22 protein-coding genes and 1 pseudogene are annotated in these 26,656 nt (G+C 70.4%); 14 read left to right on the top strand and 9 right to left on the bottom strand.

Annotation, left to right across the window (positions count from 1 at the left end):
• The first annotated feature begins 260 nt into the window (after window positions 1-260).
• Window positions 261-2,483 carry a 1,4-alpha-glucan branching enzyme gene (glgB, locus tag DY218_RS23340; RefSeq protein ID WP_233521841.1) on the top strand — a complete coding sequence of 741 codons (2,223 nt, stop codon included), beginning with the start codon at window positions 261-263 and terminating at the stop codon, window positions 2,481-2,483.
• A gap of 24 nt (window positions 2,484-2,507) precedes the next feature.
• On the opposite strand, the gene DY218_RS23335 is transcribed toward glgB, so the two are convergent.
• From DY218_RS23335 to DY218_RS23325, 3 genes are all read right to left on the bottom strand, one after another.
• Window positions 2,508-3,014, bottom strand: a complete 507-nt coding sequence (locus DY218_RS23335) for a hypothetical protein (protein ID WP_128558100.1) — start codon at window positions 3,012-3,014, stop codon at window positions 2,508-2,510.
• A gap of 177 nt (window positions 3,015-3,191) precedes the next feature.
• On the bottom strand, window positions 3,192-3,692 hold the full coding sequence (locus tag DY218_RS23330; RefSeq protein WP_128558099.1) for a hypothetical protein: 501 nt from the start codon (window positions 3,690-3,692) through the stop codon (window positions 3,192-3,194).
• Window positions 3,693-3,866: 174 nt separating this feature from the next.
• Window positions 3,867-6,143, bottom strand: coding sequence for a HelD family protein (locus tag DY218_RS23325; protein ID WP_233521838.1), 2,277 nt, complete (start codon window positions 6,141-6,143; stop codon window positions 3,867-3,869).
• A 319-nt stretch (window positions 6,144-6,462) separates the two neighbouring features.
• On the opposite strand from DY218_RS23325, the gene DY218_RS23320 reads away from it, so the two are divergent.
• Entirely contained in the window at window positions 6,463-7,200 is a 738-nt protein-coding gene (locus tag DY218_RS23320) for a glycoside hydrolase family 16 protein (RefSeq protein ID WP_128558098.1), read from the top strand.
• Window positions 7,201-7,307: 107 nt separating this feature from the next.
• Here the strand turns inward: DY218_RS23320 and trxA are convergent, their stop codons facing one another.
• On the bottom strand, window positions 7,308-7,655 hold the full coding sequence (gene trxA / locus DY218_RS23315) for a thioredoxin (RefSeq protein ID WP_128558097.1): 348 nt from the start codon (window positions 7,653-7,655) through the stop codon (window positions 7,308-7,310).
• Window position 7,656: 1 nt separating this feature from the next.
• Window positions 7,657-8,076, bottom strand: coding sequence for a MerR family transcriptional regulator (locus DY218_RS23310; protein WP_128558096.1), 420 nt, complete (start codon window positions 8,074-8,076; stop codon window positions 7,657-7,659).
• Window positions 8,077-8,207: 131 nt separating this feature from the next.
• Between DY218_RS23310 and DY218_RS23305 the strand changes: the two genes are divergently transcribed.
• Both DY218_RS23305 and DY218_RS23300 read left to right on the top strand, forming a co-directional pair.
• Entirely contained in the window at window positions 8,208-8,504 is a 297-nt protein-coding gene (locus DY218_RS23305; protein ID WP_128558095.1) for a hypothetical protein, read from the top strand.
• A 174-nt stretch (window positions 8,505-8,678) separates the two neighbouring features.
• Window positions 8,679-9,653: pseudogene (locus tag DY218_RS23300) on the top strand (glycoside hydrolase family 16 protein); the annotation flags it as partial.
• A gap of 97 nt (window positions 9,654-9,750) precedes the next feature.
• Here the strand turns inward: DY218_RS23300 and DY218_RS23295 are convergent.
• Window positions 9,751-11,118, bottom strand: coding sequence for a cation:dicarboxylate symporter family transporter (locus DY218_RS23295; protein WP_128558093.1), 1,368 nt, complete (start codon window positions 11,116-11,118; stop codon window positions 9,751-9,753).
• Between the two features lie 178 nt (window positions 11,119-11,296).
• On the opposite strand from DY218_RS23295, the gene DY218_RS23290 reads away from it, so the two are divergent.
• From DY218_RS23290 to DY218_RS23260, 7 genes are all read left to right on the top strand, one after another.
• Window positions 11,297-13,072, top strand: a complete 1,776-nt coding sequence (locus DY218_RS23290; protein ID WP_128558092.1) for a sensor histidine kinase — start codon at window positions 11,297-11,299, stop codon at window positions 13,070-13,072.
• Entirely contained in the window at window positions 13,069-13,761 is a 693-nt protein-coding gene (locus DY218_RS23285; RefSeq protein ID WP_128558091.1) for a response regulator, read from the top strand. Before DY218_RS23290 ends, DY218_RS23285 begins: the two co-directional genes overlap by 4 nt.
• 175 nt (window positions 13,762-13,936) lie before the next feature.
• The gene (locus tag DY218_RS23280) at window positions 13,937-14,182 is read left to right on the top strand and encodes a hypothetical protein (RefSeq protein ID WP_128558090.1); all 246 of its coding nucleotides are present in this window, start codon (window positions 13,937-13,939) and stop codon (window positions 14,180-14,182) included.
• Window positions 14,183-14,351: 169 nt separating this feature from the next.
• A complete protein-coding gene (locus DY218_RS23275; protein WP_128558089.1) occupies window positions 14,352-15,710 on the top strand; it encodes an ABC transporter substrate-binding protein in 1,359 nt (452 codons plus the stop codon).
• Window positions 15,707-16,627: a carbohydrate ABC transporter permease gene (locus tag DY218_RS23270; protein ID WP_128558088.1), complete on the top strand. Its 921-nt coding sequence runs from the start codon at window positions 15,707-15,709 to the stop codon at window positions 16,625-16,627. Before DY218_RS23275 ends, DY218_RS23270 begins: the two co-directional genes overlap by 4 nt.
• Before the next feature lies 1 nt (window position 16,628).
• Window positions 16,629-17,459, top strand: a complete 831-nt coding sequence (locus tag DY218_RS23265; protein ID WP_199566834.1) for a carbohydrate ABC transporter permease — start codon at window positions 16,629-16,631, stop codon at window positions 17,457-17,459.
• A gap of 131 nt (window positions 17,460-17,590) precedes the next feature.
• A complete protein-coding gene (locus DY218_RS23260) occupies window positions 17,591-18,289 on the top strand; it encodes a helix-turn-helix domain-containing protein (protein WP_407703677.1) in 699 nt (232 codons plus the stop codon).
• A 36-nt stretch (window positions 18,290-18,325) separates the two neighbouring features.
• On the opposite strand, the gene DY218_RS23255 is transcribed toward DY218_RS23260, so the two are convergent.
• Window positions 18,326-19,351: an ATP-dependent 6-phosphofructokinase gene (locus tag DY218_RS23255; protein ID WP_128558086.1), complete on the bottom strand. Its 1,026-nt coding sequence runs from the start codon at window positions 19,349-19,351 to the stop codon at window positions 18,326-18,328.
• Window positions 19,352-19,634: 283 nt separating this feature from the next.
• On the opposite strand from DY218_RS23255, the gene pta reads away from it, so the two are divergent.
• The 3 genes from pta to pyk all read left to right on the top strand — a co-directional run bounded on the left by pta (window position 19,635) and on the right by pyk (window position 24,521).
• Window positions 19,635-21,713: a phosphate acetyltransferase gene (gene pta, locus DY218_RS23250; RefSeq protein ID WP_128558085.1), complete on the top strand. Its 2,079-nt coding sequence runs from the start codon at window positions 19,635-19,637 to the stop codon at window positions 21,711-21,713.
• Between the two features lie 76 nt (window positions 21,714-21,789).
• Complete coding sequence (locus DY218_RS23245) at window positions 21,790-23,001, top strand: acetate kinase (RefSeq protein WP_128558084.1); 1,212 nt, start codon at window positions 21,790-21,792, stop codon at window positions 22,999-23,001.
• A gap of 89 nt (window positions 23,002-23,090) precedes the next feature.
• Window positions 23,091-24,521, top strand: a complete 1,431-nt coding sequence (gene pyk, locus DY218_RS23240; protein WP_128558083.1) for a pyruvate kinase — start codon at window positions 23,091-23,093, stop codon at window positions 24,519-24,521.
• 109 nt (window positions 24,522-24,630) lie between these two features.
• Here the strand turns inward: pyk and DY218_RS23235 are convergent, their stop codons facing one another.
• On the bottom strand, window positions 24,631-26,013 hold the full coding sequence (locus DY218_RS23235; protein WP_128558082.1) for a hypothetical protein: 1,383 nt from the start codon (window positions 26,011-26,013) through the stop codon (window positions 24,631-24,633).
• Complete coding sequence (locus DY218_RS23230; RefSeq protein ID WP_128558081.1) at window positions 26,003-26,515, bottom strand: DUF6114 domain-containing protein; 513 nt, start codon at window positions 26,513-26,515, stop codon at window positions 26,003-26,005. Before DY218_RS23230 ends, DY218_RS23235 begins: the two co-directional genes overlap by 11 nt.
• Window positions 26,516-26,656 lie beyond the last annotated feature (141 nt).

Genomic DNA, 26,656 nt, shown 5'->3' with positions numbered 1-26,656 from the left:
AGCCCGTCCGGCGCTTGAGGACACGGCCCGTCCAGGGCAAAACTCAGCCCGTCCGGCGCTTGAGGACACGGCCCGTCCAGGGCCGTTCCGGTTCCAGGCATCGGCCTGGCGGCCTCGTCCTCAAACGCCGGACCGGCTGAAAGATGTCCTCAAACGCCGGACGGGCTGAAGGTGCCGGACCGGCTGAAGACGCGGACAGGCTGAAGGTGCTGCCGGACGGGCTGTTGGTGGACCGCTCAGAACCCCGAAGGAGAGACCCCGTGACCCTCGCGCAGGGCAAGACGCAGAAACCCCCCAACCCCCCGGGTCCGGAGGACCGCCGCCGGTTGCTGGAAGGAACACACCACGACCCGCACGAAGTGCTCGGCGCCCACCCCCTCCCCGGCGGAGAAACCGCCATCCGCACACTCCGCCCGTACGCCACCGCGGTCACCGCGATCACACCCGACGGCCACCGCCACACGCTGCACGACGACGGCGACGGGTTCTTCTCGGCCACGACCCGCCGCCCCGTGGCCGGCTACCGGCTGGCCGTGACGTACCAGGACACCGAGCTCACGACGGCGGACCCGTACGGATTCCTGCCGTCCGTGGGCGAGTTGGACCTGCACCTGATCAGCGAGGGCCGCCACGAACAGCTGTGGCACGCACTCGGCGCGCAGCCGATGACCCACCAGGGCGTGACCGGAACCCGCTTCACCGTATGGGCCCCGAACGCCCGCGGCGTCCGCGTCGTCGGCGGCTTCAACCACTGGGACGGCACCGCCTTCCCGCTCCGTTCGCTCGGCTCGACCGGCGTATGGGAGCTGTTCGTACCGGGCGTCGGCGAGGGCGAGCTCTACAAGTTCGAGATCACCCGCCCGGACGGCACCCGCTCCCTGCGGGCCGACCCGATGGCCCGCAGGACGGAGGTCCCGCCCGCCAACTCCTCGATCGTGACGGTCTCGCAGCACGTCTGGCAGGACGACGCCTGGATGCGGGAGCGCACCCGGCGGACCCTGCACGAGGAGCCGTTCTCGGTGTACGAGGTGCACCTCGCGTCCTGGCGCCCGGGCCTGACGTACCGTCAGCTTGCCGAGCAACTCCCCGCGTATGTCAAGGACTTGGGCTTCACGCATGTGGAGCTGATGCCGGTCGCCGAGCACCCCTTCGGCGGCTCCTGGGGCTACCAGGTCACCGGCTTCTACGCGCCGACGGCGCGCCTGGGCACACCGGACGACTTCAGGCATCTGGTGGACGCGCTGCACCGCGCCGGCATCGGCGTACTGATCGACTGGGTGCCGGCCCATTTCCCGCGCGACGACTGGGCGTTGGCCGAGTTCGACGGCAGGCCGCTGTACGAGCACGAGGACCCGGCACGGGCGGCACACCCCGACTGGGGCACCCTCGAGTTCGACTACGGCCGCCGCGAGGTCCGCAACTTCCTGGTGGCCAACGCGGTGTACTGGTGCGAGGAGTTCCACATCGACGGCCTGCGGGTGGACGCCGTCGCCTCGATGCTCTACCTCGACTATTCGCGCGAGGAGGGCCAGTGGACGCCGAACGAGCACGGCGGCCGGGAGAACCTGGACGCGGTGGCCTTCCTGCAGGAGATGAACGCCACCGTGCACCGCCGGGTGCCGGGCGTGGTCACGATCGCCGAGGAGTCCACCGCCTGGGACGGCGTCACCCGCGCCACCCACCACACCGGCGCCGACGGCCTCGGCGGCCTCGGCTTCGGCCTGAAGTGGAACATGGGCTGGATGCACGACTCGCTCGGCTATGTGTCCCGCGACCCGGTGCACCGCAGGCACCACCACCACGAGATGACCTTCTCGATGGTGTACGCGTACAGCGAGAACTACTGCCTGCCGATCTCGCACGACGAGGTGGTGCACGGCAAGCGGTCCCTGGTCTCCAAGATGCCCGGCGACTGGTGGCAGCAGCGGGCCGGACTGCGCGCGTATCTCGGCTTCATGTGGGCCCACCCGGGCAAGCAACTCCTGTTCATGGGCCAGGAGTTCGCGCAGGGCGCGGAGTGGTCGGAGGCACACGGCCCCGACTGGTGGCTGCTCGATCCCTCGTACGGGGCGGAGGCGGACCACCGGGGCGTCCGCGATCTGGTGCGCGACCTCAACTCGGCGTACGGCGCCGAACCGGCCCTGTGGCAGCGGGACTTCGCCCCGTCCGGCTTCGCCTGGGTGGCGGGTGACGCGGCGGAGGACAATGTCTTCGCGTTCCTGCGGCACGCGGCGGACGGCAGCCCGCTGCTGTCCGTCTCCCACTTCGCGCCGGTCGTGCGGGAGGGCTACCGGCTCGGGGTGCCCGAGGGGCCGCAAGCCTGGCGGGTGGTCCTGAACACCGACGGGGAGCGGTACGGCGGCAGTGGCGTCGGCGAAGCGGCCGGCCCTCTCGAGCCGGAACCGGTCGCCTCGCACGGCCGCCCGGCGAGCATCTCCCTCACCCTGCCGCCGCTGGCCACGGTCTGGCTGCGGCCCGCCTGACCGCGCCGCGCCCGCTGTGTGCGATCAGCAGCGGGCGCGCTTCGGCAGTCCGGCGTACTTGTCGCCCTTGAAGTAGATCGCGCTCGCCCAGCCGTTCTTGACGCTGAGCCAGATCTCGTTGTTGGTGCCTTCGGCCTGGACCATGCGGCCGATGGTCCAGCACCTGGCGGTGACCTTGGCTCCCTTGCCGATGTTCGACAGGTGCTTCGTCCTCTGGTCCGGCCTCATCCGGACCTTGACCTTCTTCCAGACCTTGACCTGGTGTCCGCGCCCGGCCCCGGTGCCACCCGTGCCGCCGCCACCGCCGGACGTGGCCGCCTGGTTGGCGATCGCCTCGCCGGCCCCGTCCTGCCCGGCGCCGCCCGCGGCCGCGCCGTCTCCGCGCGCCTCGGCCGCCTTCGTACCCGCTGCCTTGCCGTTCTGGTCCGAGGTCTCCCCGCAGGCGCCCGCGGTCAGGGCGATCATCGCTGCCCCCGCGACGGCCGTGACCGCGAGCCGCTTCCTGCCGTACGCACGCATCCCGTTGCTCATGACTCCCCCGTCGGTCGTGAACGTGTGGTGTTCCCGCCCACGACCGTGACGCCGGCCCCGGGTGCCGGACCACCCCGGGGCGCCGGAGGTTCCGGGTCCGCAGCCGGACGGTGGCCGGACCCGGACATTCCGCGCCGCCCGGCCACACTCACCGCCCGGGCACCTCCCCGTCGGACGTCAGGACGCCAGCTGGTTCTGGCAGTTGCGCAGCCGGGTCTGCGCGGTCTTGAGCAGCCGCTGCGTCTTCGCCCGGTCGGCCGCGAGCTCACGGTCGAGCTCGAAGTCGCGGTACGGGCCGTATGCGGCGCGCTCCTTGGCCCGCGCCTGCGCGAGCTTGCCGTTGAGCTCCTCGCGCTCCTTGAGCAGGCGTGCGTACTCGGGGCTGTCCGGTTCGGCCAGGCCCAGTGACTCGCCGACGTCGAGGAGCTCGTCGGCGTAGAAGTCGGCCTCGCCCGTGGCCTCCTGCAGGTCCCCCGACAGGCGGTCCAGCTCGGCCCGCTCCGCGGCGTGCCGCTCGTCGAGGTCGTCCATCGTCGCCTGGTGGCGGTTGACCGTCTTCTGATAGGCGTTGCAGTTCTTCGGGGCGGTGGGTGCGGCGCTCGCCGCGTGCGCGGGCAGGAGGACGGCGAGCGCGGTCACGGCGACGAGACATGAACGCGCGACGAGACGAGAACTCATCAGGCACGGGTCCTTTCACGGAGTGCGGATGGTGGGCCGCCTCGGCGGGCGGCCCGACTGACTGCCATCCGTGCCACCCGCGGCCCGGCGCCACACGGCTGCCCACCGGCATCACTCCGACGACCGCACCACCCGGCCGAGCGACATGCCCCTTCCAGCCGTACGGCGGCCGGGTCACCCGTGGCGGCGGAGCCCGTCGGGCAGCCCTCCCGTGTACAGGATCCCCAGGGTCCTGGTCGCCCGGGTCAGCGCGACATACAGGTCGCTCGTGCGCATCGCCGAGGGCTCCACGACCACGACCGCGTCGAACTCCAGGCCCTTGGACTGGCGCGCGTCGAGCAGCACCACACGCTGCGTCAGATCCGGCTCCGCCCCGGCCCGCACGCCTTCGATGCGGGTCGCAAGGGACTCGTGCAGGGCGCGGGGTGCGATCACCGCGAGCCGTCCGTCGTCCGGCAGGTCCCGCGCGACGGCATCGGCGACGGCGTCCGGCAGATCACCGGCCTGCTTCGTCCACGGCGGCACCCCGGTGGAGCGCACCGACCGCGGCGGCTCGAACGCCGGCGCCTCGGCACGCAGCACCCCGGCCGCCAGGTCCATGATCTCGGCGGGCGTACGGTAGTTGACGCCGAGGCGGACCAGCTCCCAGCGGTCCTGCACGTACGGTTCGAGGATCGTCTCCCAGGATCCGCAGCCCGCCTCGTCGCCGGTCTGGGCGGGGTCGCCGACCAGGGTCATGGAGCGGGTCGGCACCCGGCGCATCAGCAGCCGCCAGGCCATCGCGGACAGCTCCTGCGCCTCGTCCACGATGATGTGCCCGAAGGCCCAGGTGCGGTCGGCCGCGGCCCGCTCCGCGGCGCTGCGGTGGTCGGCCTCCTCCTGCCGCTCGGCCATCCGCTCGGCGTCGATGACGTCGTGCACGCCGAGCACCTCGGAGGCCTCGGTGTCGCCGTCCAGCGCGTCCTCCTTGTCCTCGAACTCGTAGGTACGAGAGGCGTAGGACAGGTCGAGCACGCCCTGGGCGTAGGCGATGCGCTCCTGGCGTTCGGCCTCCTCGGCCGCGCGCTGCGCCGAGTCGTCGAAGCCGAGCAGCTCGGCCGCCTCGTCGAGCAGCGGCACGTCCGCGGGCGTGAAGTCGCTGGGCGCGAGGGCGCCGCAGGTGCGGCGGATCGCCTTGGCGTCCCGGTCGTCCAGGCCCTCCGGATCGGCGAGGAACTCGGTGATCAGCCGCTCGGGCGTCAGCGTCGGCCAGAGCGACTCGATCGCGGCATGCACCTCGGGGCTGGTGGCGATCTCCTTGCCGAGCTGGGCGATGTCGTCGGGGCCGAGCAGATTCGGTCCGCCGTACGGATCCGCCCCGAGCCGCTCCACCAACTGGTCGGTGAGGGCGTCGATGAGGTGGAAGGCGAAGTAGGGGCGGGCCAGGTTGTGCGGCAGCGAGGTCTCGCGGGCCCGGGCGCGCGCGTCCTCGGCCATGGCGCGCTCCAGGAACAGCGAGCCGTAGTCGTCGTGGTCGATCTCCAGGGCGTCCTCGGGCACCGACTGGCGGGCGCGTACGTAGCGTTCGAGCACCTCGGCCATCTCCGCGCGGCCCTTGACCTCGGCGGCCTCGGGGCTGTCCGTGCCGGTGGCGGTCACGCCCGGGTAGAGCTCCCCGACGGTCGCGAGAAGCACCCCGGTCTCGCCGAGCGAAGGCAGCACCTCGCCGATGTAGCTGAGGAAGGCCGGGTTCGGCCCGACGATCAGGACCGCCCGCTTGGCGAGCACCTCGCGCTGTGCATAGAGCAGATACGCGGCGCGGTGCAGGGCGACCGCGGTCTTGCCGGTGCCCGGTCCGCCCTCGACGACCAGCACGCCCTGGTGCGGGGCGCGGATGATCCGGTCCTGCCCGGCCTGGATGGTGCCCACGATGTCGCCCATGCGGCCGGTGCGGGCCGCGTTCAGGGCGGCGAGCAGCACGGCGTCGCCGTTGGGGTCCTCGTGTCCGGTACGGGTGGTGTCCGCGATGTCCAGGATCTCGTCGTGCAGAGCCGTGACCGTACGGCCTTCGGTGGTGAGGTGCCGGCGGCGGCGCACTCCCATCGGGGTGTGACCGGTGGCGAGATAGAACGGGCGGGCCACGGGGGCGCGCCAGTCGATCAGCAGAGGCGTCCGTTCCGAGTCGTCGTCGCGGATTCCGATACGGCCGATGTGATGGTGGTCGGGGCCCGCCCCCGGTTCGGCGAGATCAATTCGGCCGAAGCACAGACCGGATTCCACACCGGCCAGTTCGGCGGCGGTCCTGCCGTGTTCCGCGACGCTCACATCCCGCTCGAGCCGGGCCTGCTGACCGCGCCCGACCTGGGCGAGCGAGGCCTTGGCCAGGGACTGGGCCTCGGCGTGCAGCACTCCGAGACGATCGTAGAGACGGTCGATGAATTGCTGCTCATTCTGCAATTCCTCGGTTGACAATTCGGCTCCTCGCGGGGTATGGTGCTTTCTGTTGGCCCCTTTCGAGGGGCCCTTTTTTGTGGCCAGAGAAACCCCCAATATACGCAGAGAAATACCCGGGGAGTCAATCCGCCGGCGGTGATCGCCGCCCGCCCGGCCGCGCCACTCGGGCCTCGGCCCACCGTTCAACTACCTAAGGCATGTACCGATCCGTACGCCGAGTCTTGTCAATTGTCGAACGGAGTCCTACGGTCCGTCGGCAAGCGAGCCGTGGGAACGCTCCCATTCCCGCATGGGATCGCTCCCACCGCCGTCTGTTCATCCAAGCAATGGAGCCGTGATGACTGACATATCTCGGAGGCCGAGCCGCAGGCGCGTGCTCGGCGCCGCACTCGCCGTACCGCCCGCACTGGTCCTGGGCACCGCCGGGACCGCCCGGGCCGACTCCTGGGGCGACCCGGTGACCGTCAATTCCTGGAACAAGATCGAAGGAAGGTGGACGCCCAACAACGAACTCCAGACCTACACAGCGGACTGCGTCTGGTACGAAGGCGACACCCTGGTGATCAAGGCGTACTCGGCGGGCGGCGATCTGTACTACTCGGGCCGCGTGGAGTCGACGGCGCTGTACGGCTACGGCACGTACAGCTTCACCGCGAACATGCCCAACGGACAGGGGCTGCTCCCCGCGGTGTGGGCGGCCTACCTCGATCCGTGGCTGCCGGAGTTCGACGCCGCGGAGATCGTGGGCCAGGACCCGAACGTCCTGCACCAGACGTCGCACGACATCAACAACGCCCAGGAGCAGTTCTCCACCACGAACTCCGCGGGGTGGACGAACGCCTTCCACACCTACTCGTTCACCTGGATGCCCGACCACATCGACTTCGCGGTGGACGGCCAGGTCACCGGCACCACCTGGTACACCACACCGGCCGGCACCGGTATGCACTTCATCGCCAACATCGCGGTCGGTGGCGACTGGCCGGGCAATCCGGACGGCTCCACCTGGGACACCGCCGACGGTGCCCGGTATCTGCACGTCTCCTCGATCACGCACACGCCGTACTACCCGTGAGGTGACACGGCGCTGCCACCCGTGAAACCGAACGGGCAGAGCCCCCTGACCCCGCAATGGTCAGGGGGCTCGCGCGCTCCGGGCCTGCCGTGCACCCGGGGCGAGGCTCAGAGTACGCCGTCGACGACCCCGTCCAGCTCGGCGAGGAGCTTGCGCTTCGGGCGGGCGCCGACCATCGACTTCACCGGCTCGCCGCCCTGGAACACCATCAGGGTCGGCATCGACAGGATGCCGTACGCCGTCGTCGTGCCCGGGTTCTGGTCGACGTCGATCTGCACCACCTTCAGGCCGTCCGCCTGCTCCCGCGCGATCTCGCTCAGTACGGGCGCCAGCTGCCGGCACGGCCCGCACCACTCGGCGGTGAACTCGACGAGGACGGGCCGGTCGGCGCCCAGCACCTCGGCCCCGAAATCGGCGTCCGTCACCTCGGGCACACCTGCCGCCTTCACCGACATGTCAACCTCCCCATGCACACTTCGGCTCCGGGCTCTCCGGGGCCGTGGCCTGCTCGGCGAGCGCGTCGCGCTCCCGCTCGGCACGCCGCAGCTGCGATCCCACCTGCGCGCGGACCTCGCTCAACTCGCCGATCAGGGCGTCGAGTTCGGAGATCTTGCGGCGGTAGACGTCGAGCGAGGCCGGGCACGAGTCGCCGTGCGGATGGCCCGCGCGCAGGCACTCCACGAACGGCCGGGTCTCCTCGAGACCGAAGCCGAAGTCCTGCAGCACCCTGATCTGCCGCAGCAGCCGCAGATCGTCCTCGTCGTAGGTGCGGTAGCCGTTGCCCGTGCGCCGTGCGGGCAGGAGGCCGCGGGACTCGTAGTAGCGCAGAGTCCGCGTGGTCGTCCCCGCCCGCTCGGCCAGCTCGCCGATTCGCATGTCCTCGACGGTAATCCTTGACGCCGGGGTCAAGGCCAGCGGACGCCGCGCGTACGCAACCGGGCGCGGCTCCACATGCGTCCGGTCTACGAGGGGAGACGGCCGGAGACGTTTCCGGAGGGGGCGACGGCATGCAGGGCACGGGGCGATCGGATCAGGCGCCGCCGCGGCGCGGAGCGGCCTTCTGGGCGCTGATCGTCGTGTTCGTCGTCGCGATGATCGTGATCCCGGTGGCCCTGCTGCACAACGCCGACATGACGGGCTGCCGCATGATCGGCAAGGTGATGCACTGCGACCGGCCGGATCCGACGCCCACCCCGTCGGACCCCTTCGGCATCGGCGACGACGAGCCGGGCGGGCTCGATGACCCAGGAGGGCTCGACGACCCGGGCGGGCTCGACGACCCGTATCCGAACGAGGTCCCGTAGGGCGCGTACGGACAGCAGGACGAAGCGCCGGAACCGCCCCTCGGAGGACAACTCCCGCACGCCTTCAAGAAGTTGACCTGTCATGGACATTGACGCCCCGCATGGCTGCAAGTACAAAACTCTGAGAGCGCTCTCAGCCGGCCTGGTCCCCCACTCCCCCCACGGAGGTGCTCGATGTCCACGAGCCGCATCACCCCGGCACTCCCCCCGCCCGACACCCGGCGTCGCGGCAGTTGGCGGGCGGTGGCCGTCGCGGGTGCCGCCTGTATCGCGCTGCTTGCGGCCCTCGGCAGCCCCGACGCCGCGCGCGGTGACGTCCCGCCGCCCGGCGACGGCTGGACCGAGCAGTGGAGCGACGACTTCGAAGGCTCCGCCAACACCCTGCCGTCCGCGGACAACTGGCAGATCGACCTCGGCCACGGCTACCCCGGCGGCCCCGACAACTGGGGCACCGGAGAGATCCAGGAGTACACCGACTCCACCGACAATCTCAGCCTCGACGGCGACGGCAATCTGCAGATCACCCCGCTGCGCGACGACGCCGGCAACTGGACCTCGGCCCGGATCGAGACCCAGCGCAGCGACTTCAAGGCGCCCGAGGGCGGCACCCTCGCCATCGAGAGCCGCATCCAGATGCCCGACGTCGGCGGCGAGCAGGCGCTCGGCTACTGGTCGGCGTTCTGGGCACTCGGCTCCCCGTACCGCGGCAACTACCAGAACTGGCCGTCCGTGGGCGAGTTCGACGTCATGGAGAACGTCAACGGCCTGGACACGGTGTGGGGCGTACTGCACTGCGGCGTGAACCCGGGCGGCGACTGCAACGAGACCGAGGGCCTCGGCAACAGCCGCGCCTGCCCGGGCTCCACCTGCCAGTCCGGCTTCCACACCTACCGCTTCGAGTGGGACCGCTCGGGCGCCTCGGAGCAGCTGCGCTGGTACGTGGACGGCGAGGAGTACCACTCGCTCTCACAGGACCGGTTCTCGGCCGAGACGTGGGCCAACATGACGGACCACGAGGGGTACTTCGTGCTCCTGAACGTCGCGATGGGCGGCGGCTTCCCGGACGGCGTCGCGGGCCACGCGACCCCGGTCGACGCGACCGAGCCGGGTCACCCGATGAAGGTCGACTACGTGGGGGTCTGGACGAAGTCCTGACGCACCGGCCGCACGCCGCCGGACAGCCGACTCCCGTCGAGGGGTCGGCCGTCCGGCGGTCGCGTATGCAGGCTCAGGAAGTCGGGGCGGCTCAGACGTCCGCCTTCTCCTTGCCGCCCTCGCGCTGCGACGGCACCGCGTCGGCGCCCTCCTCCGCCCCGTCGGCGGGCGCGTGGTCGTCGACGAGGGTCTTCTCGTCGAAGGGGATCTTGCCGGCCAGCACCTCGTTCACCCGGTTCCGGTCGATCTCCTTGGTCCAGGTGCCGACGAGGACCGTCGCCACCGCGTTGCCCGCGAAGTTGGTCAGGGCGCGGGCCTCGCTCATGAAGCGGTCGATGCCGACGATCAGGCCGACGCCGTCGACCAGTTCGGGGCGGTGCGACTGCAGACCGCCGGCGAGGGTGGCGAGACCGGCGCCGGTGACGCCCGCCGCACCCTTCGCGGCGACGATCATGAAGAGCAGCAGCGAGATCTGCTGGCTGAGGGAGAGCGGGGAGCCCATCGCCTCGGCGACGAAGAGCGAGGCCATCGTCAGGTAGATCGCCGTGCCGTCCAGGTTGAACGAGTAGCCGGTCGGCACGGTGATGCCCACCACGGGCTTGGAGATGCCGAGGTGCTCCATCTTCGCGATGAGCCGCGGCAGCGCGGACTCCGAGGACGAGGTGGAGACGATCAGCAGGAACTCGCGGGCCAGGTACCGCAGGAGCGAGAAGATGTTGACCCCGGTGAACAGCTTCAGGACGATGCCGAGCACCACGAAGACGAACAGCACACAGGTGACGTAGAAGCCGATCATGATGACGGCGAGCGACTTCAGGGCGTCCACGCCCGTCGCACCGACCACCGCGGCGATCGCGCCGAACGCACCGACCGGCGCGGCCCACATGATCATGGCGAGGATCCGGAAGACCAGCCGCTGGATGTGGGTGATGCCGCGGATGATCGGCTCGCCGGCGCTGCCCATGGACTGCAGCGCGAAGCCGCTGAGCAGTGCGACCAGCAGGGTCGGCAGCACGGACTCACCGGTGAAGGCGGAGACCAGGGTGGTCGGGATGATGCCGAGCAGGAAGTCGGCGGTGGACTCGCTCGCGCCGTCCGCCTGGGCCGCGCCCGTCTCGCGCACCGAGTCGGTGAGCGCGAGTCCGTGACCGGGCTCGAGGATGTTGCCGACGACCAGGCCGATGGCCAGTGCGACGGTCGACATGATCATGAAGTAGCCGAGGGCGATACCGCCGACCGCGCCGACCTTGGCGGCCTTGCGGACGGATCCGACGCCGAGCACGATCGTGCAGAAGATGATCGGCGAGATCATCATCTTGATCAGGTTCACGAAGCCCTCGCCGATCGGCTTGAGCTCCACGGCGACACCGGGCGCGGCGAACCCGACCAGGATGCCGGCCGCGACCGCCGCGATCACGGCGATGTACAGGTAGTGAGTTCTGTCCCGCGTGGCGGCCACAGTGCCTCCTTGCTCGTCGACACCGGGTCGCAGGGGGTACGTCCGGTGTCCGGGGATACGCGCCAATGCGTGCGGCTCACGTCCTGGCGAGGTCCCGGTGAATATCCACCCAGCAGGTGAGGCGGGTCACCCTTCCGTTCATTTAGTTCACACACATCGGGCGAGGCAGACTGGCCGCATGCCCCGTTTCCCCCGTCCGCGCAGCCTGGCCGGCCAGCTCTTCGCGATGCAGGTCGTGCTGGTCGCCGCGGTGGTGGCGGGGTGCGCGCTCTTCGCGTACGTGACCACGCACCGCCAGGCCGAGGAGGCCGCGCGGCGCCAGGCGGGCGCGACGGCCCGTTCCGTCGCGGACTCCCCCTCGGTGCGGGCCGCGGTGCGCACCGAGGATCCCTCCCGTGTGCTGCAGCCGTACGCGGAGCGGGTGTGGCGGGACACGGGCGTCGACTTCGTCACGATCATGGACATCGACGGCACCCGCTGGACCCATCCGAACCGGGACCGGATCGGCGAGACGTTCATCGGCAACACCGAGGCCGCCCTGGAGGGCCGCACCTTCACCGAGACGTACACCGGCACGCTCGGCCCCTCGGTGCGGGTGGTCACACCGATCCGGGACGGCGAGCGGATCACCGGCCTGGTCAGTGCGGGCATCAAGGTCGAGGCGATCAACAGCCGGGTGCGCAGTCAGCTGACCGGGCTGCTCGGGGTCGCACTCGGCGCGCTCGCGCTCGGCGGCGCCGGTACGTACTTCGTGAACGCCCGGCTCCGCCGGCACACCCACGGCATGAACGCGACCGAACTGAGCCGGCTGCACGACTACCACCAGGCGGCGCTGCACGCCGTGCGCGAGGGGCTGCTGATGCTGGACGGCGGCCGGCGCATCGCCCTGGTGAACGACGCGGGCCGCGAGCTGCTCGGCCTGGACGCGGAGGCGGTGGGCCGTCAGGTCTCCGACCTCGGTCTGCCCACCGCCCTGACCGGGGCCCTGCTCGCCACCGAGCCGCGGGTCGACGAGGTGCATCTGACCGGCGACCGGGTGGTCGTGGTGAACACCTCGCCGGTCTCCGGCGGAGAGCGCCGCGGCACCGTCGTCACCATCCGCGACCACACCGAACTCCAGGCCCTGACCGGCGAGTTGGACCATGAGCGGGGCTTCTCGCAGGCGCTCCGCTCGCAGGCGCACGAGGCCGCGAACCGGCTGCACACCGTGGTGTCCCTGATCGAGCTGGGCCGCGCGGAGGCGGCCGTCGAGTTCGCGACCGCCGAGCTGGAGCTCGCCCAGGCCCTGACCGACCAGGTGGTCTCCGCGGTGACCGAGCCGGTGCTCGCGGCGCTGCTGCTCGGCAAGGCGGCGCAGGCGAACGAGCACGGCGTGGAGTTCGAGGTCTCGGCCGACAGCCACCTGGACGACGGACTGCTGCCGGACACGCTGCCGCCGCGCGATCTGGTCACCATCCTCGGCAATCTGATCGACAACGCGCTGGACGCCGCCACCGGCACACCGTCCGCCCGTGTCGAGGTCACCGCCCGGATCTCCGGCCCGGAGGAGGGCCGGGACGAGGGCGGGGGCGAGAGCAGGGACGAGGGCAGGGGCGTCCCCGAGCTGCTGCTGCGGGTCGCGGACTCGGGGCCCGGGGTGCCGGCCGGCACGGACATCTTCCGGCGCGGCTGGTCCGGCAAGGGCCCGGGCCGCGGCCTCGGGCTCGCCCTGGTGCGTCAGACGGTGGGCCGGCACGGCGGCACGGTGGAGACGGGCGCCTCGGCGGACGGCGGCGCGGAGTTCGCCGTACGGCTGCCCCTCACGGCGGAAGGCGAGGGTGACGGTCCGGGCGCGGACGGCGCCGCTTCGCCGCAGGCCCCTCTCCCCTCCCAGCCGGGTGGCCGTACCGTACCTGCCCGAGGAGGCGCCGATGCCGTCCGGGACGGCGCCGATCCGACAGGAGGCCAGCGGTGACGAGCACCCCCGAGGGGATACGCGTCCTCGTCGTCGAGGACGACCCCGTGGCCGCCGACGCCCATGTGATGTACGTGAACCGGGTGCCCGGCTTCACGGCCGTGGGCAAGGCGCACTCGGGCGCCGAGGCGCGGCGCATCCTGGACCGCACCAAGGTCGACCTGCTGCTTCTCGACCTGTATCTACCCGACGGGCACGGGCTGCGCCTGGCCCGCACACTGCGTGCCGCGGGCCATCACGCCGATGTGATCGCGGTGACCTCGGCCCGTGACCTCACCGTGGTGCGCGAGGGCGTCTCGCTCGGTGTGGTCCAGTACGTCCTGAAGCCCTTCACCTTCGGCACGCTGCGCGACCGGCTGGTGCGGTACGCCGATTTCCGTACCGCGGTCGGCGAGGCGAGCGGCCAGGACGAGGTGGACCGCGCGCTGGCCGCCCTGCGCGCGCCCGAACCGGCCGCGCTGCCCAAGGGGTTGACGGCGGCGACCCTGGACCGGGTGATCGCCACCCTGCGCGCCGCCGACGAGGGCGGGCTCAGCGCGGGGGCGGCCGCGGAGGCCGCCGGTCTGTCCCGGATCACCGCCCGCCGCTATCTGGAGCACCTGGTGACCACGGGCCGCGCCGCACGCACCCCGCAGTACGGCCAGGTCGGGCGGCCCGAGCTGCACTATCGCTGGCTCACCACCGACTGACGCGGTCACCTCTCCGCGTACGGCGGGAAAAGTCGCAGGTCAGAGCTTTCGCCATGACCGCCATTGGACTGTTCTTCAGATTTCGACGCCCGGACAGAGCGCGCCTTTCACACATTCTCCACTTCCCGGGCGCACAATCGTCGCGTTCCATCCCACTTCATGGAGGTTCGCTCACATGCGCGCTGCGCTTCGCCCCGTCGTCGTCGGTCTCGCCGTCCTCGGCCTCGCCGCCGCCGGTGCCACCACCGCCCAGGCCAGTGGCGGTCACGGCGGCTCGTCGTCGACCACGACCACCAAGACCAGCTGGGTCGTCCACTGGACCGACAGCAGCACCGACATCTCCCGGTCGATCGTCTTCGGCCCGATGCTGAACGGCGACTCCGAGATCAACATCGGCAACAAGGTGCTCTCGGACAGCTGATCCCACGTCAGTTCGCGGTGGCCCGCGGCCGGTTCTTCCGGCCGCGGGCCGAGTGTTGTTAACAACGTTGTCACGGTCCCGCGTCCCGCCGCTGCACACCCATTGACCTGGCACAGCCGCCGCCTTACGTTCGCCGGGCAGCCAATGGTGGCTCGTAGGAGGTCGTGCCGTGCGTCGCCCCACCCCCGTTCCACTGATCCTCGCCAGTCTGCTCGCCGCCTCCGCACTCACCGCCTGCGGCGGGGGTTCCGGCAGCGACTCGGACACCGTGAAGGTCTCGTACAAGCAGTCCATGGACAACAAGGTCCGCGTGATGGACAACTACCTGGCCGACATGAAGAAGCAGTTCGAGAAGGACCATCCGGGCAAGAAGGTCGAACTGGTCCCGATCAAGGCCCCGGATTCCGAGTACTACACGAAGCTGCAGCAGATGCTGCGCTCCCCCAAGACCGCTCCCGACCTCGTCTACGAGGACACCTTCCTGATCAACTCCGACATCACCAGCGGGTACCTGAAGCCGCTGGACGACTATCTGGAGAAGTGGAAGGACTGGGACCAGTTCGTCGACACCGCGAAGGCGGCGGCGAAGGCCGAGGACGGCAAGACGTACGGCGTACCGGACGGCACCGACACCCGCGGCCTCTGGTTCAGCAAGGACATCTTCAAGAAGGCGGGCCTGCCGGCCGACTGGCAGCCGAAGACCTGGGACGACGTCCTGGAGGCGGCCCGCACCGTCAAGAAGAAGGTGCCCGGCACCATCCCGCTGAACGTCTACACGGGCAAGCCCGGCGGCGAGCAGTCCGCGATGCAGGGCTTCGAGATGCTCCTGTACGGCACCGGCGCGGATCCGCTCTACGACCCGAAGCAGAAGAAGTGGGTGGCCGGCAGCAAGGGCTTCAAGGACTCCCTGAAGTTCGTGGAGACCGTCTACAAGGAGAAGCTCGGCCCCGAGGTCTCCGACGCCCTCGACCCCAACATCGGTACCACCGTGCGCGGTTCGCTGCTGCCGAAGGGCAAGCTGGCGATCAACCTGGACGGTTCGTGGCTGCCGCAGGACTGGATCGAGGGCAGCGGTCACGAGTGGCCCGAGTGGTCGAAGGAGCTGGGCCTGGCCGCGATGCCCACCCAGAACGGCGACGCCCCCGGCAAGGTCAGCATGTCCGGCGGCTGGACCTGGGCCATCCCCGACAAGGCGTCGAACCCGGACCTCGCCTTCGACTTCATCGAGACGATGCAGACCAAGGAGAACGCGCAGAAGTGGTACATCGCGAACTCCGGCATCGCGGTCCGCAAGGACGTCGCCGAGGACCCGGAGTACGTGAAGGCGCAGCCCGGCATCAAGTTCTTCACCGACCTCGTCGAGTCCACCCACTACCGGCCCGCGTATCCCGCGTATCCGAAGGTCTCCACGGCCATTCAGGAGGCGATGGAGTCGGTGACGACGGGTGACAGTTCGGTCGACGAGGCCGCGAAGGGGTACGACGAGGAACTCGAGTCCGTCACGGACGGCGAAGTGGTAAAGAAGTGACCGCGGAGGTCGCTCCGGGCCCGGCGGGGGCGTCACCGCGCTCCCCCGGGTCCGGCCGCCGGGGACGCCGGCTGATCCGGATCCTGCCGCTGTCGCCCGCGCTGGTCCTGCTGCTGCTCTTCCTGGCCGGACCGATCGGCTACTGCGCCTATATCGCCTTCACCGACCTGCAGTTGACCGGCCAGGCGTCGTCGAGCTTCGTGGGCCTGGACAACTTCCGCAAGGCGTTCGGGGACGACGACTTCCGCAACGCCGTCTGGCTGACCCTGGTGTTCACGGTGGTGTCGTCCATCATCGGCCAGAACACCCTGGGGCTCGCCCTGGCCTCGCTCATGCAGCGTGCATCGAAGCCGGTGCGCACCCTCACCGGCGGCATCGTGGTCACCGCCTGGGTGCTGCCCGAGGTGGTGGCGGGCTTCCTGCTCTACGCCTTCTTCCGCAAGGAGGGCACGCTCAACGCGATCCTCGACTGGCTCCATCTGCCGGGCCAGAACTGGCTGTTCACGCTGCCGATCCTCGCGGTGTCGTTCGCCAACGTCTGGCGCGGCACGGCCTTCTCGATGCTCGTGTACTCGGCCGCGCTGAACGAGATCCCGAAGGAGATCACCGAGGCCGCCGAGGTGGACGGGGCGAGCGGCTGGCGGCGGATGTGGCACATCACGCTGCCGATGATCCGCCGCTCCATCGGCACCAATCTGATGCTCAACACCCTGCAGACCCTCTCCGTGTTCGGTCTGATCTGGGTGATGACCCGGGGCGGTCCCGGCAACCGCAGCCAGACGCTGCCCCTGTTCATGTACGAGCAGGCGTTCCAGAAGAGCATGATCGGTTACGGCACGGCGGTGGCGCTGCTGCTCCTGGTGGTGGGCTCGCTCTTCTCCCTCGTCTATATGCGCCTGCTGCGCACGGAGGTCTGACGTGGTGTTCTCGCGGCGCACCCTGCGCCGGCTCGCGGCGGACGCGGGGCTGCTCTTCGCCGCGGCCGCCTTCGTCCTGCCCCTCGCCTGGGTGGTCCTGTCGTCCCTCGACGCGCAGGCCGACCTTCAGGTGAAGGTCCCCGGTGAGCTCACCCTGGACAACTTCGACGCGGTGCTCGAACCCGAGATCACCTTCACACCGCTGCTCAACAGCCTGATCCTGTGCGGCGGTGCGACCGCCCTGACGGTGGCGTGCGCGGCACTCGCCGCCTATCCGCTGTCCCGCTTCCGGTCGCGGTTCAACCGGCCGTTCCTGCTCACGATCCTCTTCGCGACGAGTCTGCCGATCACGGCGATCATGGTTCCGGTGTACGCGCTCTTCGTACAGGTCGATCTGATCGACACCATGCACGGCACGATCTTCTTCTTCGCCGCATCCCAACTGCCGTTCGCCATCTGGCTGATGAAGAACTTCATGGACGGGGTGCCGAAGTCGCTCGAGGAGGCCGCCTGGACGGACGGGGCCTCGGCCTTCCAGTCGCTGCTCCGCATCGTGCTGCCGCTGATGGGGCCAGGGGTCGCGGTGGTGACCGTGTTCTCGTTCGTCATGATGTGGGGCAACTTCTTCGTCCCGTTCATGCTGCTCGTCTCGCCCGACCAGATGCCCGCGTCGGTCAGCATCAACGACTTCTTCGGCAACCGCGGGACGGTGGTGTACGGCCAGCTCGCCGCGTTCTCGGTGATCTACTCGACGCCGGTGATCCTGCTGTACGTGCTGATCTCGCGGCGGCTGGGCGGAGGGTTCGCGCTCGGCGGGGCGATCAAGGGCTGAGCGGCGGCCCGGTTCTGGGCCCTGCATTGAAGGGTCCTACGGCAGCCCGGTCCGCCGGTCGTAGGACCTTGCCACAACCGGGAATCCTGGGCGAACACACCGTGGCCCGGCGCCGTCGGCCCGCCTAGCGTGTGCGCGTGTCCGAGATCCCACCGTCCGCTGCAGGGCCGCCGTTCGACGCGGCGGCCGCCAACCGCCTGCGCCGGGCGCTCGGCATGGCACCGGGCCATGTCGCCTACGGCATCCAGGCGGGCTACGGCCTGCACCACGTCACGCCCGACACGGTGACCGCCTGGGAGCGCGGCCTCGCCGTACCCTCGCCGGCCGAACTCACCGCGCTCGCCGGGGCGTTGTGGTGCGCGCCCGCCGAACTCCTGGGCGCGCCCGTCACCTTGCGCGAGCACCGGCTGGCGCGCGGTCTGGCCACCGAGGACGTGGCGCGCGAGGCGGGTGTGGAGCACCAGGAGTATCTGCGGGCCGAGGAGTCCGGCAACTGGCGCGGCACGGAACGGCAGTCGGCCGCACTCGCCCACGTACTCGATCTGGGCGTACGGGAGTTCGCCACCGCGACCGGTCTCGACGAGCGCCTCGCGGAGCTGCTGCGGGCCGCGGTGGCCGAGCGCTGGCAGTCCTACGTACGCCCGGTGGCGAAGCTGCTGCCGCTGGAGCGGGAGCGGATCGCGGACGTGCTCGGGGAGTTGCACGGCGAGTACCAGGCCTCGATGGTGGCGACCCTGAGCTGGGGCGGCGGCGACGAGGACCGCGGCGCCGCGGGGCGGGACTTCCTGGACGGGATCCTGGACCGGTTCTGGGCGCGGGCGGGCGGCTGACCTGACCTACCCGCCCGCACCGCAGGGACGCGGGAGCTAGAAGACCGACTCCGCCTCCGCCATCCGCTCCTCGGGCACCCTCTTCAGCTCGGTGACGGCCTCCGCGAGCGGCACCATCTCGATCTCGGTGCCGCGCAGTGCGGTCATGTGCCCGAAGTCGCCCCGGTGCGCGGCCTCCACGGCGTGCCAGCCGAAGCGGGTGGCCAGCACCCTGTCGTACGCGGTCGGGGTGCCGCCGCGCTGCACATGGCCGAGGATGACCGGTTTGGCCTCCTTGCCGAGGCGGTGCTCGAGCTCGACGGCGAGTGCGGTGCCGATGCCGAGAAAGCGCTCGTGGCCGTACTGGTCCACCTCGCCCTTGCCGTAGTCCATCGTGCCGTCGGCCGGGTGTGCGCCCTCCGCGACGGCGATGACCGCGAACTTCTTGCCGCGCGCGAAGCGTTCCTCGACCATCTTGACCAGGTCGGCCGGGTCGAAGGCGCGCTCGGGCAGGCAGATGCCGTGGGCACCGCCGGCCATCCCGGACTCCAGGGCGATCCAGCCGGCGTGCCGGCCCATCACCTCGACGACCATGACCCGCTGGTGCGATTCGGCGGTGGTCTTGAGCCGGTCCATCGCCTCGGTGGCGACACCGACGGCGGTGTCGAAGCCGAAGGTGCGGTCGGTGGCGGAGATGTCGTTGTCGATGGTCTTCGGGACGCCGACGACCGGCATGCCGGCCTCGGAGAGCATCCGGGCGGCGGTCAGGGTGCCCTCGCCGCCGATCGGGATGAGGGCGTCGATGCCGAGGCGCTTGGTCAGTTCCGGTACGTCGCGGACGGCCTCCTGGAGCCGGCCGCGCTCGAGGCGCGCGGAGCCGAGTATGGTCCCGCCCCGGGCCAGGATGCCGCTGACGGTGGTGAGGTCGAGCGGCCGGTAGTGCCCGTCGAGCAGTCCCTTGTAGCCGTCCTCGAAGCCGATTACCTGGTCCCCGTGGCCTGCGACCGCGCGATGCACGATGGACCGGATCACTGCGTTCAGACCAGGGCAGTCGCCGCCTGCGGTGAGAATGCCGATGCGCATCGTGCTGTGTCTCCTGCTCGCTGGAGGGACGCGTGGACCGCGTCCGATTGTTCCACGGCCCCTCGACCCCTGCCTCGCCCGGCTGCTCCACCGGAAACGGGCGCACCGCCACCGCCGGGCCGGAGTGACCCGGAGGCCTTGTCCGGCGGGCGTTCTAGCCACGCACGAGGGTATTGTCAAGGGGGCATCACCACCATAACGGGTACTTTTGTCCGCTCCCGTCTCGAACGTGGCGACCCTGCGGACACAGGTGCACGAGCGAGCGAAGGATCGGAGATCACGCGTGACGCGCAGCGTGTACGTGACCGGGATCGACCGTGGCGACGGCCGCCAGGTCGTGGAGCTGGGAGTCATGGAGCTCCTGACCCGACAGGTCGACCGGGTGGGCGTCTTTCGCCCCCTTGTGCACGACGACGGCCCCGACCGGCTGTTCGAGCTGCTCAGAGCCCGCTACCGGCTCGGCCAGGACGCCTCGTCGACATACGGCATGACGTACGCGGAGGGCGCGACCCTGCAGGCCGAGCAGGGCACCGACGAACTGGTCTCGCGCATCGTCGGCCGCTTCCACCGGGTGGCCGCCGATTACGAGGTGGTCCTGGTGCTCGGCACGGACTACGCCGGCACCCAGCTCCCCGACGAGCTCTCCCTCAACGCCCGGCTCGCCAACGAGTTCGGCGCCCATGTCCTGCCGGTGGTCGGCGGCCGCGACCAGACCGCCGAATCGGTGCGCGCCGAGGCCCGCAACGCCCATCGCGCGTACGGGAGTTTCGGCTGCGACATCCTGGCGCTCGTGGTGAACCGGGTGGCGGCCGCGGACCGCGAGGCGGTCCAGGAGCGCTTGGCGGCCTCCCTCCCGGTGCCGTGCTACGTGCTGCCCGACGATCCGGCGCTCGCGGCGCCGACGGTCGCCCAGGTGACCCAGGCGCTCGGCGGCACGGTGCTGCTCGGCGACGACGCGGGGCTCGCGCGGGACGCCGTGGACTTCGTCTTCGGCGGTGCGATGCTGCCGAACTTCCTGCCCGCACTGACCCCTGGCTGTCTGGTGGTGGCGCCCGGCGACCGCTCCGACCTGGTGGTGGGCGCGCTCGCCTCGCACAGCGCGGGCACCCCGCCGATAGCCGGGGTGCTGCTCACCCTCGGCGAGCGCCCGAGCGAGGAGGTGCTGCGGCTCGCGGCCCGGCTCGCGCCCGGCACCCCGGTGATCTCGGTGGCGGCCAACAGCTTCCCGACCGCGGCCGAACTCTTCTCCCTGGAGGGGAAGTTGAACGCGGCGACGCCCCGCAAGGCGGAGACCGCACTCGGCCTCTTCGAGCGGTACGTGGACGGCCGGGAGCTGCTCTCCCGTATCGAGGTGGCGCGCGGCGAGCGCCTGACGCCGATGATGTTCGAGCACAAGCTGATCGAGCGGGCGCGCGCCGACCTGCGCCGGGTGGTGCTGCCCGAGGGCACCGAGGAGCGGGTGCTGCGCGCCGCGGACGTACTGCTTCGCCGCGGGGTGTGCGAACTGACGCTGCTCGGCCCGGTGGAGACGATCCGCAAGAAGGGCGCGGACCTCGGCATCGACCTGTCGGCGGCCCAGATCGTCGACCCGGCCACCTCGGAGATGCGGCAGAAGTTCGCCGAGGAATACGCCCGGATCCGCGCCCACAAGGGCGTGACGGTGGAGCTGGCGCACGATGTGGTCGCGGACGTCAACTACTTCGGCACCCTGATGGTCCAGGAGGGCCTGGCGGACGGCATGGTCTCCGGTGCGGTGCACTCCACCGCGGCGACGATCCGGCCGGCCTTCGAGATCATCAAGACCCGGCCGGACGCGGAGATCGTGTCCTCGGTGTTCTTCATGTGCCTGGCCGACAAGGTCCTCGTGTACGGGGACTGCGCGGTCAATCCGGACCCGGACGCGGGACAGCTCGCGGACATCGCGGTCCAGTCGGCCGCGACGGCCGAGCGCTTCGGGGTGCAGCCCCGGGTCGCGATGCTGTCCTACTCGACGGGCACCTCGGGTGCCGGAGCGGACGTCGACAAGGTGCGGCAGGCGACCGAGCTGGTCCGCTCCCGGCAGCCGGAGCTGCTGATCGAGGGCCCGATCCAGTACGACGCGGCCGTGGAGCCGTCGGTGGCGGCGACCAAGCTGCCCGACTCGGAGGTCGCGGGCCGGGCGAGCGTACTGATCTTCCCGGACCTCAACACGGGCAACAACACCTACAAGGCGGTGCAGCGTTCGGCCGGTGCGATCGCTGTCGGCCCGGTCCTGCAGGGCCTGAACAAGCCGGTCAATGACCTGTCGCGGGGCGCCCTCGTACAGGACATCGTGAACACCGTGGCCATCACCGCGATCCAGGCCCAGGGGCCGGGCGCATGACCGGCCGCGCCCAGGACCAGCACGCTCCCCGTACCCCGGGATCCGTCCGCCCCGCCGATCTGGAGGCACCCCTCTCGTGACCACGCCGACCCGCGTACTCGTCCTCAACTCCGGCTCCTCGTCGGTGAAGTACCAGCTGCTCGACATGCGGGACACCTCGCGGCTCGCGGTGGGTCTGGTCGAGCGGATCGGTGAGGACACCTCCCGGCTCAAGCACACTCCGCTGGCCGTGGAGGGCGCGGAGACCAGGGAGTTCGAGGGCCCGATCGCCGACCACGCGGCGGCGCTCGCCGCGGTCGCGGCCGAGCTGGCGAAGGACGGGCTCGGTCTCGACTCCCCCGAACTGGCCGCGGTGGGGCACCGGGTGGTGCACGGCGGCAAGTACTTCACCGTGCCCACCGTGATCGACGACGCGGTGCTCAAGGAGATCAAGCGGCTGATCCCGGTGGCCCCGCTGCACAACCCGGCGAACGTGATGGGCATCGAGGTGGCCATGGAGCTGCGCCCCGACCTGCCGCAGGTCGCGGTCTTCGACACCTCGTTCCACACCACGATGCCGGAGTCCGCGGCGCGCTACGCGATCGATGTGGCCACCGCGGACGAGCACCGCATCCACCGCTACGGCTTCCACGGCACCTCGCACGCGTACGTCTCACGGGAGACCGCGAAGCTGCTCGGCAAGGCGCCGGCGGAGGTCAATGTGATCGTCCTGCACCTGGGCAACGGCGCCTCGGCGTCCGCGGTGCGCGGCGGGCGCTGCGTGGACACCTCGATGGGCCTGACCCCGTTGGAGGGCCTGGTGATGGGTACGCGTTCCGGGGACATCGACCCGGCCGTTATCTTCCATCTGAACCGGGTGGCGGGCATGGACATCGACACCATCGACGCCCTGCTCAACAAGAAGAGCGGCATGATCGGCCTCTGCGGCGACAACGACATGCGCGAGATCACCCGGCGGATGAACGAGGGCGACGACAGCGCGCGGCTCGCCTTCGAGATCTACGTCCACCGTCTGAAGAAATACATCGGCGCCTACTCGGCCGTGCTCGGCCATGTGGACGCCCTGACCTTCACCGCCGGGGTCGGCGAGAACTCCACCGCGGTGCGCGAGGCCGCGGTCGCCGGGCTGGAGGGCTTCGGCCTCGCGGTCGACCCGGTCCTGAACGAGACCCGCGCGGACGGCGCGCGGCTGATCTCGCCGCCCGCGGCACGTGTCGCGGTCGCGGTGGTGCCCACTGATGAGGAACTGGAGATCGCGACCTCGGCGTACGCGCTTGTACGGGGCTGAAGAGCCCACAACTGAGCGGCGGTTCGCCCATTTGGACCTTCCACCAGACGGAATATTCCGCTACGAAACAAACCGATAGGATCTGCCTCATGCGCCGTTCCAAAATCGTCTGCACACTCGGCCCCGCCGTCGACTCGTACGACCAACTGAAAGCGCTCATCGAGGCCGGCATGAACGTGGCCCGCTTCAACATGAGCCACGGATCCCACGAAGAGCACCGCGAGCGGTACGACCGCGTCCGGCAGGCCGCCGAGGACACCGGCCGTGCCGTCGGCGTGCTCGCCGATCTGCAGGGCCCCAAGATCCGTCTGGAGACCTTCGCCGAAGGCCCCGTCGAGCTGGTGCGCGGTGACGAGTTCACCATCACCACCGACGACGTGGCCGGCGACAAGTCGATCTGCGGCACCACCTACAAGGGTCTGCCGGGCGACGTCGCCGCCGGCGACCAGGTCCTGATCAACGACGGGAACGTCGAGCTCGAGGTCGTCGAGGTGGCGGGCCCCGCGGTCCGTACCGTCGTCGTCGAGGGCGGTGTCATCTCGGACCACAAGGGCATCAACCTGCCGGGCGCCGCGGTGAACGTACCGGCCCTGTCCGAGAAGGACGTCGAGGACCTCCGCTTCGCGCTCCGCATGGGCTGCGACATGGTCGCCCTGTCCTTCGTGCGGAACGCCGACGACGTGAACGACGTCCACAAGATCATGGACGAGGAGGGCCGCCGGGTCCCCGTCATCGCGAAGGTCGAGAAGCCGCAGGCCGTCGCGAACATGGAGAGCGTGGTCGCCGCCTTCGACGCGGTGATGGTCGCCCGCGGCGACCTGGCCGTCGAGTACCCGCTCGAGAAGGTCCCGATGGTGCAGAAGCGCCTGGTGGAGATGTGCCGGCGGAACGCCAAGCCGGTGATCGTCGCGACCCAGATGATGGAGTCGATGATCACCAACTCGCGCCCCACCCGCGCCGAGGCCTCCGACGTCGCGAACGCGATTCTGGACGGCGCGGACGCGGTGATGCTGTCCGCCGAGTCCAGCGTCGGCGCCTATCCGGTCGAGACGGTCAAGACCATGTCGAAGATCGTGCGGGCCGCCGAGGAGGAGCTGCTCTCCAAGGGCCTGCAGCCGCTGGTGCCGGGCAAGAAGCCCCGTACGCAGGGCGGTTCGGTGGCCAGGGCGGCCTGCGAGATCGCGGACTTCCTGGAGGCCAAGTCGCTTGTGGCGTTCACCAAGTCCGGTGACACCGCCCGCCGGCTCTCCCGCTACCGCGCGGTCCAGCCGATCCTCGCCTTCACCACCGACGAGGAGACCCGCAACCAGCTCACCCTGAGCTGGGGCGTGGAGTCCCGTCTGGTGCCGCACGTGGACAACACGGACGCGATGGTCGACCTGGTGGACGCCGAGCTGCTCAAGCTGCAGCGCTTCTCGGACGGCGACACGATGATCATCACCGCCGGTTCGCCTCCCGGTGTCCCCGGCAGCACCAACATGGTCCGGGTGCACCACCTGGGCGGCGGCGAGCGGGACTGACACCACGCACGGCCCCGCGGGGCACGGCAACGCCAAGGGGCGCCCTCCTCGGAGGGCGCCCCTTGGCGTTGCGGGCCGGTACCCGGCCGAGGGCCGGTGACCGTACGGCTCAGTCGCGGCTGAAGTAGTTCTGCAGACCCGGCACCGTGATCGTGCCGCCGAACTGGCCCGCCTGAGTCACCTTGACGTTGGTGAAGAAGGCGAACGGCACATTGAGGGGCGGGGGCGTCTCGGGGGTGAAGGTCACCGGGATGAGACCGAACAGATTGCCCTTCAACTCCTCGGTGTACATGGTCACTTCACCGTTGCGGAAGGTCGTCGTGCTGCCCTCCGCCGCCTTGACGTTGCCCGTCAGACCGTTCGGGCCGACCGTCTTCTGGTGCATCGACTTGATGTCGATCTCCTCGGCGGTGAACTTCAGGGCCTTCTTGACCTTGCCGCTCTGCGTCTGGACGTCGACGACACCGTGGTAGTCGAGGGTCCGCAGCGTCAGCTTCTCGGTCTCCAGGACGAACGGGTCGTCGGGCAGCAGCGGGATGCCCTGCTCCACGTCGCCGGCCTTGGCGCAGCCCGCGTTCTCGTCGGCCGCCTTGCCGTCCAGCTCCTCGGCCGTGGTGCCCGCCCCGGCGGCGGCCTCCTCGATCTTGGCCTTGAGCTTGTCCTCGGCCGAGAGGTTCTCCTCTTCCTCGGCCTTCTCCTTCTCGGCCTTCTCCTTCTCGGCCTTCTCCTTCGCCGCCTTCTTCTTGGCGGCCTCGGCCTTCTCCTTCGCCTCGGCGGCCGCGTCCCCGACCGCCTTCCCGCCGGCCGCGGCGCCGTCGCCGGCCTTGTCGTCCGCGGCCTTGTCGTCGGAGTCCGCGGACTCGTCGGCGGGCTTCTCGTCCTCGGCGGCGGACTCCTCGGGAGCCGGCTCCTCGGTCTTCTTGTCGTCCGGCGTGAAGAAGTCCTTGATGGCGTCGCCGACGCCCAGCGGGTCGAGCGGGTTCTTCGTCTTCGACTCGGTCGGCTCGGGCTCGGGCTCCTCCTCGCCGGCGGCCGGCTCGGACTCCTTCTCGCCCGCGTCACCGGTGGACTCCGGATCCGGGGTGGCCTTGTCGCCGGCCTTGTCGCCCGCCGAAGGCTTCGCGGACTCGGACGGGGAGGGCGAGTCCTCGTCCGCTGCCGCGTCCTTCTCCGCCTCGGCGTCCTTGTCGGCCTTGGCGTCCTTGTCCGCCTCGGGGTCCTCGGAGTCCTTCGGGTCCTCGTCCTCCCGTGACACACACGGGTTGGCGGCGCGCGGTGCGGCGTCCTTGTCGTCGGCTATCGCGAGCTTGGGCGTCAGGCCCATCCCGACGAAGACCGCGGTGGGCATCGCGGCGAGGGCGAGCGCCTTGCTGGTGGGTATCTGAAGCTTGGTCAGCAGCGACTTCCTCGGGGCCGCATGGCGCGGTCCGGTGCTGCCGAGCAAGTCGTCACCCCCGGCCGCGGCGGCCAGTTGTGCCTCGTCACCCCGCACGGTGCCTCCCGCCGTTCGTTTCGAGTGTCGTGTCGTCCTGCACCGCGGTGTCCTCGCCCGCCCGCTCCTCGGACGCCTCGGACTTCCCGGCGGCAGCCTCCGGACCGTTCTTCGCCGGCACCCAGGAGATGGACAGCGCGCCACCGGTCATGGAGAGCAGGAAACCGATCAGGAACCCGCCCAGGTTGGACACGGGGATCGAGATCAGGGCGAGCAGGATCGCCGCGACACCGGCGAAGACCCGCACCAGGTGGTGGAACCACATGGTCAGGCCGAGAGTGATCAGCAGGACACCTATGATCAGCGAACCCGCACCCGCCGTGGTGGCCATGGCCAGGGTCAGATTGCCGAGCTTGAGGTTGGCGTAGGGCAGCCAGGCGATCGGCACGCCACCCAGCATCGTCAGCAGGCCCGCCCAGAACGGGCGGGCACCCCGCCAGGCCCTGAAGCGCAGCCGACCGTGTCGGAATCGTTGGCTCAGCCCTGGGGACTCGGCGCTCATGAAAAACAGCTCCCTGGAACCGGCAATGCATTGGAGATGGTGCGGATCGGCGGACTCCGGCGGACGGGGACGGTGCCCCCGCGGGCCTCAACCCGCGGGAGCGTGCGGTGCGTCGGTGCGCCCCGCCCGCCGGAAGGGGTG

Origin of the sequence: Streptomyces triticagri, assembly GCF_003429565.1 — a bacterium.
In the GTDB taxonomy this organism is placed as follows: Bacteria; Actinomycetota; Actinomycetes; order Streptomycetales; family Streptomycetaceae; genus Streptomyces; species Streptomyces triticagri.
Note: the sequence above shows the minus strand (reverse complement) of the source record. Positions and strands in the feature narration are given on the sequence as shown.

Coding starts and splice junctions, on each gene's coding strand:
- DY218_RS23335 (WP_128558100.1), bottom strand. CDS start 3,014: ATGAGCAACGGGATGCGTGCGTACGGCAGGAAGCGGCTCGCGGTCACG.
- DY218_RS23330 (WP_128558099.1), bottom strand. CDS start 3,692: ATGAGTTCTCGTCTCGTCGCGCGTTCATGTCTCGTCGCCGTGACCGCG.
- DY218_RS23320 (WP_128558098.1), top strand. CDS start 6,463: ATGACTGACATATCTCGGAGGCCGAGCCGCAGGCGCGTGCTCGGCGCC.
- trxA (WP_128558097.1), bottom strand. CDS start 7,655: ATGTCGGTGAAGGCGGCAGGTGTGCCCGAGGTGACGGACGCCGATTTC.
- DY218_RS23310 (WP_128558096.1), bottom strand. CDS start 8,076: ATGCGAATCGGCGAGCTGGCCGAGCGGGCGGGGACGACCACGCGGACT.
- DY218_RS23305 (WP_128558095.1), top strand. CDS start 8,208: ATGCAGGGCACGGGGCGATCGGATCAGGCGCCGCCGCGGCGCGGAGCG.
- DY218_RS23290 (WP_128558092.1), top strand. CDS start 11,297: ATGCCCCGTTTCCCCCGTCCGCGCAGCCTGGCCGGCCAGCTCTTCGCG.
- DY218_RS23280 (WP_128558090.1), top strand. CDS start 13,937: ATGCGCGCTGCGCTTCGCCCCGTCGTCGTCGGTCTCGCCGTCCTCGGC.
- DY218_RS23255 (WP_128558086.1), bottom strand. CDS start 19,351: ATGCGCATCGGCATTCTCACCGCAGGCGGCGACTGCCCTGGTCTGAAC.
- pyk (WP_128558083.1), top strand. CDS start 23,091: ATGCGCCGTTCCAAAATCGTCTGCACACTCGGCCCCGCCGTCGACTCG.
- DY218_RS23230 (WP_128558081.1), bottom strand. CDS start 26,515: ATGAGCGCCGAGTCCCCAGGGCTGAGCCAACGATTCCGACACGGTCGG.